This is a genomic window from Streptomyces sp. NPDC087440 (genome assembly GCF_044744005.1).
Taxonomy (GTDB): domain Bacteria; phylum Actinomycetota; class Actinomycetes; order Streptomycetales; family Streptomycetaceae; genus Streptomyces.
On the sequence record NZ_JBIUXN010000039.1, the window covers coordinates 1 to 13,195 of the forward strand.

The following is a 13,195-nucleotide window of genomic DNA, read 5'->3' on the forward strand; positions in this document are numbered from 1 at the left end:
GCGCGCGGTCTGCTCCGCAGACACGACGCGGAGCCGCTACGCGGCTCTTTCCCGTATCGCTCCGCGATACGGGCTGCCGGTCCACTCCGTGGCCCACCAGCACCGTCGTACGGCTTCGCCGCACGACGGGTCGGCGCGCTGCGCCGACGGGCCTGATCGCTCCGCGATCCGGCCCCGGGTCACGCTCCGCGCGACCCTGAACCGCTGGCAGCAGCGACGGGGTGGCGCGTTGGTGGGTGCGGGGAGTGGAGGGGGCTCGAAGGGCCGGCCACCCCTGCCCGGTGGCCGCAAAACCCGACCAGATCAGGGCCGGAAACGGGCCGAACCCTTCAACCCGCACCCCCGACACTACCAGTTCCGAACACTTCCTGTCACTCCCCCCAACCCCTGTGCGTCATCCTCCTAGGTCCGCTACCTTGGACCCAGAGAACAGACCACCACCCACCCGGGCGACTCGCCAAAAATCTGCATCTAACTTGTCACTGCTAATCGCCAGAACGACACCGGGATTTCACCGGCTAATTCCCACAGTAGCTGACTACCACCGGCCCCAAAGGGGATAGCAGGAATTCGGTGTCTGCCTCTCAGAAGGGAAACCTGAATGTCGGAGAATGGGCTTCGCGCACATCAGATTGAGGCGGTCGACGCCGTGCTTCGCTATCTCCAACTCCCGGCCGGCTCCCCCGTGCCGCCGGAGGGGCTGCGGTGTCAGGTGATCGCGGCGACGGCGTCGGGGAAGACCCGGATCGCTGCAGTTGCCGCTCAGCGGCTCCACGCGCGGCGGGTGTTGGTGTTGGTGCCGACGACGGATCTGCTGGCGCAGATGGCCGCTGAGTGGCGTCGGGCCGGGCGTGCTGGGGCGATGGTCGGTGCGTGTGAGGCGAAGGTCGCAGCAGCCAGCGGGATGCCGTGCACGACCGACGAGGTGGAGTTGCTGTCGTGGGTGGGGGACGACGAGCTGGTGACGGTGTTCTCGACGTACTCGACCGCGACCACGGCCGTGCGGAAGGCGCACGCGCTCGGGATGCGGCCGTTTGACCTGATGGTCGTGGACGAAGCCCACCGCACGTCAGGGGATGCCCAGAAGGCGTGGGCGGCCGTGCACGACCAGGCGAAGATCCCGGCCGTGCGCAGGTTGTACATGACGGCGACGGCCAGGATCTGGGAGTCCGCCGAGGACGCACGCCGTGGTGGGCGGGAGGCGCCGCGGCTGGTCGCGAGCATGGAAGACGGGTCGCCGATTTTCGGGCCGGTGGCGTGGAAGCTGACGCTCTCGCAGGCCATTTCGCGCGGTTTGATTGCCCCTTATCAGGTGGTGTGTGTAGATATTTCCGATCCTGAGTTGCATGCTGCGCAGGCCGGCGGGGACCGGGGCTCGGACGTCGTACGCGGGGCCCGCCTCGCGGCGCTCCAGGCCGGACTGCTCACGGCGGCCGCGGACGAGAACCTGCGGAAGTGCCTGACCTTCCACTCCCGGATCAGCGAGGCCGAGGCCATGGCCGAAGGGCTGCCCGGTGTCGCGGCGCGGCTGTACGCGGAGGACCCGAAGCGCTACCACCCGGCGGAGCGGGTGTGGGCGTCCTGGCTGTACGCGGGACACAAGCCGCTCTACCGCAAGGAGCAGCTGGAACAGCTGGCGTCGAACGTGATCGAGGTGCCGGACGGGAAGGGGGGCACGGTCGTCTATCCGGCGATGTTCAAGATGATCGCGTCCGTTCGCGTCCTGGGTGAAGGTGTCGATACGAAGGACTGTGATTCCGTCGCTTTTTGCGACGCGCGGGGGTCGATGGTCGACATCGTGCAAATGGTCGGGCGGGCTCTGCGCATGCAGCCCGGTGACGGGAAGATCGCCAGTCTGATCGTTCCGGTTTTCCTTGCGCCGGGGGAAAGTCCCGATGAAATGCTGACGTCCAGGGGGGCTGAGACCCTCGCGAAGGTCCTCGGAGCGTTGCGGGCGCACGATACCGAGGTGATCGAAGCTCTGGCTGACTCCCGCCCGAGGACGGGTAGTTGGAAGCCGGACGACATCGATGAGGCGGAGCGCCAGGATCAGCCCGGTGAGGCGCAGGGTCCGAGTGCGCCCGCGCGGGAGTTGCTGAAGTTCTCCACGCCGCGTGATCCGGCGGAGGTGGCGCGGTTCGTGGCGCTGCGGGTGCTGCATCCGGAGACCGACTACTGGCGGTCCGGGTTCGCGGCCGCGGCCAGGTACGCGCAGGAGGTTGCGAAGAACGGCGAGCTGAAGGTCCCCTACGACTACGTCACGCCCGCCGACTGGACACCGGGTGGGTTCCCGTTGGGGACCTGGCTGAAGCGGCAGCGCGCGGACTACCGGGCCGGAGACCTGGCGGCGGAGCGGGTGCGGGCGCTGGAGAAGCTCGGGGTCATCTGGTCGCACCAGGACCACGCCTTCGAGGAAGGACTGACTGTGGCCCGCCGGTGGGCTGCCGAGCACGGGCACTTCCTCCCGCCGGCCACCGCCGTGTGGGACGGGTACCCGGTCGGGACGTGGGCGAAGAACTTGCGCACGGCGGCCCGGCTGGCGGATGCGCGTGCGGAGCAGCTGGAGGCCGGGCTGCCCGAGGGGGCTGCCACCGGGGGGCTGTCGCAGGAGCGGCGGGACGCCCTGGACGAGATCGACCCTGGGTGGTCGCCGGTGTGGGACGCGGGCTGGCAGAGGTGCTTCCGGCTCGTGCAGCAACACCTCGACCACGGCGGCCGGGTCCCCCTGGAATCCGGTGAGGTCGTGGTCCAGGGCGAAGACCTCGGGCGCTGGGTGCAGGGCTGCCGGTTCGGATGGGACGCGCTGCTGCCCGCGCAGCAGTGGCTGTTGGACAACGTCCTCGGGCTGGAACCGGCCGGGGAGGATGAGCAGCCGGTGAAACGTACGCAGGACGACAAGTGGCAGCTCAACCTCGCGGCGGCGAAGGCGTTCTACGCCCGTGAGGGACACCTTCGGGTGCCTCGGAAGCATGAGGAGTCCATGGGGTCCGGTGAGGGCGTGAACGGCGCTCAGGCGGGCTCCGAGGGCGTCGTGAAGCTGGGGGTGTGGATCTCGAATGTGCGGAAGCGGGCCGACAAGCTGAGCGAGGAGCGCCGGGCGGCGCTGGACGGGATCGGGATGGAGTGGACTGTGGGGGCGGCAAGGAGGAGCGCGTCGTGAGCGCGTCGAGGCGTGTGCTGGTCACGGCGCACTGGTTTCGGGAAGGGCCCGATCCGCTGGAGGGGTACTGGATCTGCGACTTCCCCGGGTGCGGACGCCATCGCGGTGACCATGTGCAGGCCGAAGGGCAGTGGCGGGACGACGTGCACCCCTTTGTCCCGCAGCGGATCTCCTCGGTCCGCTGCTACACCTGCGGCCGCCGCCACCGCCACACCCGGCACCTGGCCTGGACCTGGGAGCGGTACGACGCCCTGGTCCAGGACGGCGTGCCCGCCGCCCACGGCCGTGCCGTCGGCGCGACGAACGTCGTTGACCAGAAGGAGGGTTCCCTGTGAGCGACGACCAGATGAGCGCGGCCGCGTACACCAGCGGTCCGGTGGAGCAGGCGGCGCAGGAGGTGCGGGACGGTGCCGCGGACAGAGTGCTGGCGGTCGCGGTGCGGTCGTACACGGCGTTCGCGGTGCACGTGCGCTTCGACGACGGCATGACCGAGGAGGTCCTGCCCGTCCTGTGGTCGGTGATCCCCGAAGTGGAGCGGCCGGCGTACCCGGTGCGGCTGGAGGAGTTCGTGGACGCCTACCGCGAGCGGTTGGTGCGGCTGTTCGCGGACTACGGGCCGCAGTCGGCGATCGCGAAGCACGGACGGCACGAGCTGCTCGCGCACCCGGTATCGCTGATCGCGCTGGAACAGTTGTCGACGGCCCGCTTTGCTCTGGCCCTGGGGTGGGACGGGGAGCTGCCGGACCGGTGGCTCAACGATCTCTGCGGCCCGTGGGGCATCGCCGAAGTGCTGTGAGCCAGGACCCCGGTGAGCTCACCAGGCAGGGGATGGTGGTGGGTGGCGGGCGCGACCAGGAGGAGCGGGGAGTGGAGACGGTGTTGCCGTACGCGCGGGGGCAGCGGCTGGGCGGGCGGACGTTCCAGTGCGACGCGACAGCAGTGCGCTCGCGGGGCGGGATGCGGGCGTTCGCCCTGCTGGACGGGATCGGCGACAGCGAGGTGGTGCGGGAGTGGACGCGGGCGCAGGCCCGGCTCCTCGCGGAGGGCGGGCTCCGGCACGGGGAGGCGTACAGCGCTGTGCGGGCCCTGCACGCGGTATGCGCGTACGAAGCACAGCAGCCCGGGGCTCCCGAAGTTGGCGCGGTCGCGGTGCTGGCTGTGATGGTGCCGGGCAGGCCGGTCACGCTGGCCTGGTGCGGGGACGCCCGCGCCTACCTCTACGAGCCGGACGGTGAGGGGCCGGTGCTGCTGACCCGCGATCACAACCAGCGGCAGCGAGCCCTGGACGCCGGCCAGTACGCCCCGCCCGGCTGGCGGCACAGCGTGACCTCCGCCCTCGGAGACCTCGCCCCGGACCCGGAGATCGGGGAAATCGCACTCGGGCAGGTCGACGGGGGCCGGCTGCTGCTGGCCTCCGACGGGGCGTACGAACCCGTCCACGACCACAGCGCCGAACGGGAATGGGCCACAGCACTCGCGGCGCCCACCCTCGTGGACGCGGTCCGGCAGCTCCTCGACACCACGGTCTGGTGGACGCCCGAAGAAGCGGACGCGGACAACGCCACTGTCCTCGTCACGGACCTCCCTCACCTGCGGACGGCTCGCGGTGGCGATCGGGCCGGGGGAGGTGTCTGACTTGGCTCCTGTCTTACCTTAAAGTTCCCCACCCTTCATGACGGGGTGAAGCGGCTGCCGCTGGAGCAGGGGCCGGTAGCCCCCAATCATCTGACTTGGTTCGTGACCGACTTTAAAGTTCGCGGCGTGTCCGATGCTCTCCGACCTGACCGGCCCGGGATGATCAGCACATGAACGTGGAGTTGCCCGCAGGGCAGTGGGACGAGTTGTGGCTGCCGTTGCGGCCGTACGCGACGAACCGACTGCATGAAGGGATCCGGCGGGAGCGGCGGCCGGTGGCGATGACGCGGCGTTACGTGGAGGCGAACCCGTCGGCGGTGAGCAATCTTCTCGTCGTGGACGTGGATCACACCGATGCGGTGCTGCGGGCGGTGTCGTCGGTGGGGTCGCATCCGCTGCCCAACGCGGTGGTGGAGAACCCGGCGAACGGGCATGCGCATGCGGTGTGGGCGCTGGCGGAGGCGGTGACGCGGACCGAGTACGCCCGGCGCAAGCCGCTGGCCTACGCTGCCGCCGTCACCGAGGGGCTGCGGCGGGCGATGGATGGGGATGCGGCCTACTCGGGGCTGATGACGAAGAATCCGCTGCACACGGACTGGAGCACGGAGTGGCTCCATGGCAATCTGCACACGCTCGGAGGACTGGAGGAGGCGCTGGGCGGCCATATGCCGTCGGTGCGCTGGCGGGAGACCAAGAGGTTCCGTACCAACATCACGGGGCTGGGGCGTAACTGCTCGATCTTTGAGACGGCCCGGACCTGGGCGTACCGCGAGGTCCGCCACCATTTCGGAAACTCCGAGACCCTCCACAGCGCCATCCACGCGGAAGTGCACGCCCGCAACATCGAGTTCGCCGAGCCGCTGCCGACCGTGGAGGCCCGTGGGATCGCCAACAGCATCCACCGGTGGATCACAACGAGGTCGCGGATGTGGAAGGACGGCGCGGCCGTGTACGAGGCGACCTTCGTCGCCATCCAGTCCGCCCGCGGCAAGAAGAGCGGCACCGCGCGCGCTGCGCGCCGGGACGAACGTGCCGCCGCCATGCTGGAGTACATGAAGGGGACGTCGTGACGCAGGAGCCCATGCGGGAGCGCCGTACCGTGACGGCCCGTGAGCTGGCAGGCCGGTTCGGGGTGTCGCCCCGGACGGTGGTGCGCATGGTCGCCGAGGAACGCGCGGCGTACGAGGACCGGTCCCGGCAGCGCCGGGACCAGATCGTCGAACTGCACCGCCAGGGGCTCAAGGGGTACGAGATCGCGCGCGAGCTGACCATTTCCGCCGGCCTGGTGTCCATCCGGCTCAAGGAAGCCCGTTCGGCCGGTATCGACCTCAGCCGCTACGCCGCCGGTGAAAGCCCTGCGACGGGTCGGTCTGGAGAACGCCGAGGCCGCACTCCGTGATCGAGCGGGACTGCCGCGCTCCGGCGGACCGGTCACAGGAGCAGCAGGTACAGCGGGTCGAGGACGGCTGCCTGATCTGAGCGGAACGGCCGGGGCCGGGGGCGAGGTCTGGGACGATGCCGGTATGGACAACGGCACCTTCTCCTCCGGCTCCAGCTCGTCGTACGAGGCTTCGGGCCCGCCCGTGTTCGGACCGCGGCCGCACGTCCCGGAGTGCGATTTCTGCTCGAAGCCCGGTGCCGTCGTCTACTACACCGTCACCGAGTACCTGGTCCCCACCCCGCTCTACGACTGGTCCTCCGGCGACCGCTTCTACGTCTGCCCCTCCTGCCGTACGTACGTCGACACCAAGGACTGGGACGGGCTAATCGGCTACGCCGACCTCAAGGCACTCGGTACCCAGGTCGTTCGCGGCTTCGCCAAGAACTACACCCCCGGGGCCGTAGCGTTCACCCCCGGCACGAACCCCGAGTCGGGGCGCTGACCCGTACGGTCGGCATCGGCCGGCGGGAGGCGGAAGCCGAGACCCGCGCCTTCGCCGAAGGTCTTCGTCACGCTCCATCCGGCGGCGGTGAACGCGGCCCGGAACTCCTGCTCCACCTCTGCGCGGTGGTTGGCCCGGTGGTCGGCCACGCGCACGACACAGCCGGTGTGGGTGTACGAGATCAGCACGTCCGCGGAGAACACGTTGACCGGGAGTTCCCCGACCGCGATGAGGGCCTCCGTGATCGGGGCGGCTGCTGCGGCAATGGGGCTGGGCTTCGATGTCGGCTGGGGGCGGGGCGGTGCGGGCTCGTGGGTGCAGATGCCTTGGCGGGCGAGGCTCTGATCGAGGCGCCATCCGTACCGGGCGTCCTTGTCCCCGGGTTCGGGTTGCTGGCTGCGCAGTTGGACCGCCCACAGGCTCAAGGCGTCCCACGCGGCCTGCGGAGTGACGCACGCCGTGCCGCGGTGGGTGCGGACGTCGACGTCCGTCAACGAACTGGAGGACGCACGGAGGAGGTCGGCGGCGTCCGTCAGCGCGCGGGTTGCTTCGTCGGCCACCGCCTGGTGGTGGGCCTCCTGCTGGTGCGCTGCGGCTGCCCACGCCGCGCGGTCCGCGGGCTCCTCCCCGCGGCCGGTGCCCGTGGCACCGCAGCCTTCCCGGTCGCACACCCAAGACGCCCACGCGCCCCGGCTGCTCACGGTGTAGCCCCTGCTGTACCCGCCCATGCGTTCTCCTCGCGGTTGGTCCTTGCGCAGCAAGTACACCAGCAACAGGAGAACAGCCGGTGGGTGTTCACGAGGTTGGGGGGCGGCTCGGTTGGGCGGGTGAGTCCGCGGCGGCGGCCTGGGCTGGCGTCGTACCCCGGCGTCCGGGGTGGCCGGCCTCCTGGAAGAGGGGTGTCGGCTGGGTACATACCGGCCCCGGCGGGGCTGTGGCACGCAAGTCCGTCGCCCACGGGCTGATTTGGTGATCCCGTGCGGACGCGCGGGCCGAACGAACTCGTCGTCCATGAATAGCGATCTGCAAGCGGCAACGGGCTGTTTCAGGCGGCTGGTTCCATCGCCGAACGTGGTGAGCTGCAGGAGGGCCACGCACAGGCTAGTCGCGGGCGCAGGCTTCCGATGGAATATGCCAGATCTCCCGGAAAAGGGTGTATGAGGACCTAGGCTCGGGGGACCGCAGATGTGACGGTCGGTCAGCGCTTCGCGTGGGCGGGCCGGGAGCATGTGCGGTGATGTTCGCCAAGTCCGGCCCTGTGCAAGGGAATTGAACTCGATCATCCGCCATGTGGAAGATTCTGCGGCGTGACGATTCGGTCGCTGTCTGTTGCGCTCAAGGGCTAGGGTCGTGGCACCGGAGGGGCCCGAGCGCCCGGGTACCAACCTCGTCTCGGGCTCCTCCGCCTTACTGCCGTACGCAACGAAAGCTGGTGGAAATGTCTTTCGCTCCGCGTCTCTCCGGCCAGGACAACGTGGTCCTGACCAGTCCGTTCGACCGTAACACGGCGCCTTCCGCAGAAGTGGGGTTCTGCGAGGGTCGCCCCCGTAGGCAACAGGGCGTACGGGAGCCCGGGAGTACCCCCGGGCCCGTTGTCTGCGCGCCGCCTTTCCGCCGTTACGCGCTGGGCCGCTCCTACCGGGCGGGAACGGTGCAGGCCACCAGGGCTCCCGCGGCCGTCCGGGGTGCCCGCGCACGGCACACCGTCGGCGTCTGACTCCCGGCGGCTGCAGGCACTTTCGTGCCGTCGCCGCCTCCCTCATATTCCACTTGGGCGAAACGAAACGCGCGGACGCCTGTCAACCGGCGCACCGCCCGCACCTCGTCCCTGAACCTCCGGAACCTGGCGAACAACCATGTACCCCACCACCCGCGCCGACGGCCCGCGTCCACGGACGTGCCCGCGCTGCGGCGGCGAGTTCTTCCGCAACATCCGCGGGGGCCGGCCCCCCACGTACTGCTCCTCGCGGTGCCGGTCTGCCGCCTTCCGCGCCCGGCGCGCCGTGCCGCAGCCCACCGCCTACGCGCACGAACTCAGTCTGATAGGCCAGTCGGTGGCGGCCCGCGCGAGCCTCGTCTCCCGGGCCGCCTCCCTCGGCCAGCCCGCACCGCCCGCCGATCCGCTGAGGGCCGGACTCGCCCTGCAGCGTGACCTCGACGACTACCTGACCATCGCGGTCCGCGAGGCCCTGGAGCGCGGCGCGAGCTGGAGTGACATCGCCGAGGTGATGCCCGCGGGCATCAGCTCCCTGAAGTCCCGGTTCTCCGCCGCCCGCGCCGCCCACGTGCTGCGCGCACGCCGGGCCCGGCGCCCCGGCGCCCCTTCGCTCCTCACCGACGAGGACCAGGCGGTGGCTGTGGAGCGCGCTCCGGCTGCCTCCGCCCAAGACCGGGCCGCAGAGCGCGGAGCGCTGGCGTCCGCGCTGTCGCACCTGCACCGCCGCTCCGGGCTCCCCCTGCGCCGGCTCGCCGACAAGGCGGACCTGTCCGCCTCGTACGTCTACCGGCTGCTGGCCGCCGAGCGCTTCCCGTCCTGGACCGCCGTCGAGCGGATCGCGAAGGCTGCAGACCGCACTCCGGCCGACTTCCTGGACCTGTGGCACCGCGCACACGGCACCACCCCCGCACAGCCCGAGAAGCCCCCGCACGAAGAGGCCCTCGCGGCGTTCCAGGCCACCGTCCGGGGGCTGCATCTCGCGGCCGGCTGCCCTGCGGCCGACGACGTCCTGGACAAGGTCGCCACCTGCGCCCGCTGGGAAGAGCCGCTGCTCACCGCCCTGCTGACCACCACCACCGTGCCCCAGGCACACCTGCTGCGAGAAGAGACCGTCGCCGCACTGGCAGCGGCGCTCTGCGGTGATCCCGCCCGGCTGAAGGCCCGCTGGGACACCCTCCAGCACGCCGTCCCCCGGCCGACCGTGTCGGCCGGAGCCTTCGGCTGACCGTCATCCCGGGCCTGCCCGCCGCCATACGGCCGCCACGCCACTGCTTACCGCGCCACCATCGCGCGCCCCGTCCAAGGAGAGAACGTTCATGTCCCAGCCCGACCCCCGGCCGGAACCCCCCGCCCCGGCGGCACCGGCCCCCGGCCCCGCCTCCCTCGGCATGATCTTGGCGCTCTTCGGCATAAGCCTGACCGTCCTCCTGATCATCGGCTTCGGAGCGGTCTACCTGGCCTGGCGCCACCCTTCCGCAGCCGTTCCCCTCACCGTCGGTGCCGCGGTCCTCGGAGTGATCTTCGCTGCCATTGCCGCCGCCGCGGCCGTCGCCGCCCTCCGGCGCCGCTGACCCACAATCCCCGATGGGTTCGCACCGATCAGCACAGTCGGTACGAACCCACCGGGGTGTGCCCGGGCACCCCCACCGACACCCCGGCATGAAACCGCAGCAGCACCGTGGGCCCTGACACCCCGGCACACCCCGGCCGGAACACCGTCAGCAGGATCAGCCGTAGAAGTCCCACTGTCCGAAGCGCGCCAGCAGCGCCTTCGCCGCCCGCACGTCGAGTCCGAGCCCGGCAGCTACCTCCTCCACCGGCTCGCACCGGGCGTCTTGCGCGGCCCCGTGCCCCAGTCGCACGGCCAGGACTTCCAGATGGCGCAGCGCCTTCAAGGTCACGACCGGGGTCTCGTGAGGAATCTGCTCGATGCGGCGCTCTACCTCCCGCAGGAGCTCCACCAGGTCCTCCGGCAGGGCCGCCGTGCTCTCGCCGATCTGGACGGTGTGCTGGTCCCAGTCGTGCAGGCACTCGTTCGCGAGGTCCCGGGCCGCCTTGCGCATCGGGACGTCCCCGTACGCCTCCCAGTCCAGCGGGTGGGGCTCGCCTTCCCAGCCGCACGAGCACTCCGCCCTCAGCGACTGGGCACGCGGCCCGTGGAAGCCCTCGCCGTCGTACACCGACCAGTGCGCCACCAGCTGCCCGACCGTGGAAGCGCCGTCGAAGTAGACCGGCTTGGGCACGCTGCCGTCCGGGAGCAGGACACCCACCCGGCCCTCATGGGACGTGCCGTACTCATCCGTGGTCCACGTCTCGTCCTCCGCCACCGCGCTCCCCTTCCTCCGCCGCCCGTACCTCGATGCTCTGACACCGACTCTCCCGTACGCGCCCGCCCGCCGGAGGCGAAACACGACAACTCACCCACAACCGGAAGCGGACGGCCACGGCGTTCCACCGCCGATATCCACCAACACCAAGCGGCACTGCAGCAGGTGTCAGCGCTTGACGCGGCCTCGTACGGCGAGGACGGCAAAGCCCAGCAGAACCGGCTCCGCCAGGCGCGTGGCCAACTCGGTAACGGCCGCATCGACCCCGGCATGGTGCACCCCGGGGGACTTCCGGCATCGGGCGGCCGAGCTCGCACCGTACGGCTGACCGGCCCGGCGGCCACCGTCGCCCCCGGCAAGTGAGGCCTGATGCGCGCAGCAGCTTGCCATGCCGCTTCTGCCACCATCGCCGTGACCTGCAGCGATGCACACTCTCCGACTCCTGTAACACGCCCGAATTCCCGAATGCCGAATCAGGCAAGGCGCAGGACGCTTCCCCAGAAGGCCCTGGGGTTGGTCGGTTCGCGGGCTGCCACGCGTACGTCCGCGAGAGGCGTACGCGTGGCATCTGCACCCTTGAGCTCGCACCGAGGTGGGAGGACGGCACTGCACCGGGACCGGGCGGTCGAGCACGTGGTCGCGTCACGACGGTGTGCCGATTTCGGCCCGACGGGCTGCGCTTGCGGCGGTGCGCGGGCAGGATCACGGCAAGGACGACCGGGGGGCCGTGGTGGGGATGCGTGGACAGGGTGGCCGGGCAGCAGGCCGGGGAGGGTGGCGGCGGCCGGGGGTCCGGCTGGTGTGGGTGGTGGTGGCTGCGCTCCTGGTCGGGGGGATCGCGTGGGTAGTGGCACGAGTCGGGCTGGAGGTCGCGGACCAGACGGCGAGCGTAGTCGGCGGCACCGCTGCGGTGCTCGGTATCGGCCTGTCCCTGGCGTTGCGCGAGCGCCCCAACGCCGAGCCCGCCACCGAGCCGCCTGGCGGTTCCCGTCGGGCGTGGGTTCCGGCCGCGGCGGTGGAGGCGTCGCTGCGCCCGCCGGTGGTGCAGGTTCCCGTCCGTGGACGAGGGCATGAACGCGGTGTGCTGGCGGGTCTGGTGAAGGGCGCGGGCGGACTGGTCGTGGTGTGCGGGGCGGGCGGGCTCGGCAAGACCACCCTCGCCGCCGCAGCCGCCGAGGACGCCCGGGTGGCCGGGAAGCGGGTGTTCTGGGTGCGGTGGCAGGACAGCCCCGCCCAGCTCGCCGACAGCCTGACCCGCATGGCCCAGGACCTCGGTCTCACCGACACCCGCCTGGAAGACGCGCGGCGGGGCGGCGCCGCGCTCGTGGACGTGGTGTGGGAACACCTGGGTGCGTGTACGGGGTGGGTGATCGTGGTCGACAACGTCGACACCCCCGGACATATCGGGCCGGGCGTCGAGCCGGTGGATGCCTACCGGGGGTGGCTGCGTGCGGACGGGCCGGGGCTGGTCGTGGTGACCAGCCGCGACACCACCGCCGCCACCTGGGGGGCGCAGGCGCACCTGGTGCGGCTGGAACCGCTGGAGGAGCAGCCCGCCGGGGTGGTGCTGTGCGACGCGGCACCGGCGGCCGGGACAGGGGAGGAAGGGGTGTTGCTGGGGGTGCGGCTGGGCGGGCTCCCGCTCGCCCTGAACGCCGCCGGCCGCTACCTCGCCGAACCCACCAGCAGGTACCGGACCTTCACCGCCTACCGGCAGGCGCTGGAAACCGAGTTCGGGGATCTGGTCGGTGCCGAGAACGGACTGGCCGACGATCCGGACGTGGCACGCACCCTGGTCCGGCACACCTGGGAACTCTCCCTCGACCAGCTGGAGCGGGACGCCATCCCGCACGCCCGGCCACTGCTGCGCCTCCTCGCGCTCCTGGAAGGCGCCCCCATCCCCCGCACCCTCATCACCCCGCCCCTGCTCTCCGGCCTCACCCACACCCAGGTGTCACCGGTCGCGCTGGACGCGGCCTTCGCCGGACTCGACCGGTACGGGCTCCTGGGCACCCCCCACACCACCAGCAGGAGCCCCGCCCCCGGAGGGGCCGGTGCGGGCGGTGAGAGCGTGGTCCAGGTCGTCCTCCATCCTCTGATCCGGGAGATCATGGCACTCCCCCAGCCCGCAACCAGCCCTGCCGCCCCCGACGCCGACGCGGAGCGCGCCCGCTGGTACACGGTGCTCGACACACACCTGGCCCAGACGGTGCACGACGTCGTCGCGGCAGGGCGGACGGGCTGGCCCACCGCGCAGCTCCTCGCCCCCCACCTCCCCGCCCACCTCGACCGCGCACCCGCATCCCACTTCATCACCACCCGCAACCTCTTGGACGCCCTTGCCAGCGCGTTGGGGGACGCGGGCATGAACGCCGCGGAACTCGTCCTGCGCACGCACGTTGCAGTGGCAGAAGCCCAGGCTCTCGGGCCCGACCACCCCGACACCCTCACCAGCCGCAACAACCTCGCCACG

Annotated in this window: 12 protein-coding genes and 1 pseudogene; 11 read left to right on the forward strand and 2 right to left on the reverse strand. The window is 71.1% G+C overall.

The annotated features are described in order from the left end of the window. Positions 1 to 601 precede the first annotated feature (601 nt). The 7 genes from ACIO3O_RS41685 (at position 602) to ACIO3O_RS41715 (ending at position 6,678) form a co-directional block, all read left to right on the forward strand. Positions 602 to 3,160, forward strand: coding sequence for a Helicase associated domain protein (locus tag ACIO3O_RS41685; RefSeq protein ID WP_401755905.1), 2,559 nt, complete (start codon positions 602 to 604; stop codon positions 3,158 to 3,160). Then, the gene (locus tag ACIO3O_RS41690) at positions 3,157 to 3,495 is read left to right on the forward strand and encodes a hypothetical protein (protein ID WP_401755908.1); all 339 of its coding nucleotides are present in this window, start codon (positions 3,157 to 3,159) and stop codon (positions 3,493 to 3,495) included. The genes ACIO3O_RS41685 and ACIO3O_RS41690 overlap by 4 nt, the downstream gene beginning before the upstream one ends. After that, complete coding sequence (locus ACIO3O_RS41695) at positions 3,492 to 3,956, forward strand: hypothetical protein (RefSeq protein WP_401755911.1); 465 nt, start codon at positions 3,492 to 3,494, stop codon at positions 3,954 to 3,956. Before ACIO3O_RS41690 ends, ACIO3O_RS41695 begins: the two co-directional genes overlap by 4 nt. Continuing rightward, a complete protein-coding gene (locus ACIO3O_RS41700) occupies positions 3,953 to 4,795 on the forward strand; it encodes a PP2C family protein-serine/threonine phosphatase (RefSeq protein ID WP_401755914.1) in 843 nt (280 codons plus the stop codon). Before ACIO3O_RS41695 ends, ACIO3O_RS41700 begins: the two co-directional genes overlap by 4 nt. A 170-nt stretch (positions 4,796 to 4,965) precedes the next feature. Then, entirely contained in the window at positions 4,966 to 5,865 is a 900-nt protein-coding gene (locus ACIO3O_RS41705; RefSeq protein ID WP_401755917.1) for a replication initiation protein, read from the forward strand. Then, positions 5,862 to 6,194, forward strand: a complete 333-nt coding sequence (locus ACIO3O_RS41710; RefSeq protein WP_401755920.1) for a hypothetical protein — start codon at positions 5,862 to 5,864, stop codon at positions 6,192 to 6,194. Before ACIO3O_RS41705 ends, ACIO3O_RS41710 begins: the two co-directional genes overlap by 4 nt. Positions 6,195 to 6,318: 124 nt before the next feature. After that, entirely contained in the window at positions 6,319 to 6,678 is a 360-nt protein-coding gene (locus ACIO3O_RS41715; protein WP_401755923.1) for a hypothetical protein, read from the forward strand. On the opposite strand, the gene ACIO3O_RS41720 is transcribed toward ACIO3O_RS41715, so the two are convergent. After that, a complete protein-coding gene (locus tag ACIO3O_RS41720; RefSeq protein ID WP_401755926.1) occupies positions 6,621 to 7,406 on the reverse strand; it encodes a hypothetical protein in 786 nt (261 codons plus the stop codon). The genes ACIO3O_RS41715 and ACIO3O_RS41720 overlap by 58 nt on opposite strands. 1,128 nt (positions 7,407 to 8,534) lie before the next feature. On the opposite strand from ACIO3O_RS41720, the gene ACIO3O_RS41725 reads away from it, so the two are divergent. Together ACIO3O_RS41725 and ACIO3O_RS41730 are read left to right on the forward strand one after the other, a co-directional pair. After that, on the forward strand, positions 8,535 to 9,620 hold the full coding sequence (locus tag ACIO3O_RS41725) for a helix-turn-helix domain-containing protein (protein ID WP_401755929.1): 1,086 nt from the start codon (positions 8,535 to 8,537) through the stop codon (positions 9,618 to 9,620). Between the two features lie 91 nt (positions 9,621 to 9,711). Next, positions 9,712 to 9,966, forward strand: coding sequence for a hypothetical protein (locus ACIO3O_RS41730; RefSeq protein WP_401755932.1), 255 nt, complete (start codon positions 9,712 to 9,714; stop codon positions 9,964 to 9,966). A gap of 156 nt (positions 9,967 to 10,122) precedes the next feature. Here the strand turns inward: ACIO3O_RS41730 and ACIO3O_RS41735 are convergent, their stop codons facing one another. Next, positions 10,123 to 10,722, reverse strand: coding sequence for a hypothetical protein (locus ACIO3O_RS41735; protein WP_401755935.1), 600 nt, complete (start codon positions 10,720 to 10,722; stop codon positions 10,123 to 10,125). A 165-nt stretch (positions 10,723 to 10,887) separates the two neighbouring features. Between ACIO3O_RS41735 and ACIO3O_RS41740 the strand changes: the two genes are divergently transcribed. Together ACIO3O_RS41740 and ACIO3O_RS41745 are read left to right on the forward strand one after the other, a co-directional pair. Next, entirely contained in the window at positions 10,888 to 11,085 is a 198-nt protein-coding gene (locus tag ACIO3O_RS41740; RefSeq protein ID WP_401755938.1) for a hypothetical protein, read from the forward strand. 484 nt (positions 11,086 to 11,569) lie between these two features. Then, positions 11,570 to 13,195: pseudogene (locus ACIO3O_RS41745) on the forward strand (tetratricopeptide repeat protein); the annotation flags it as partial.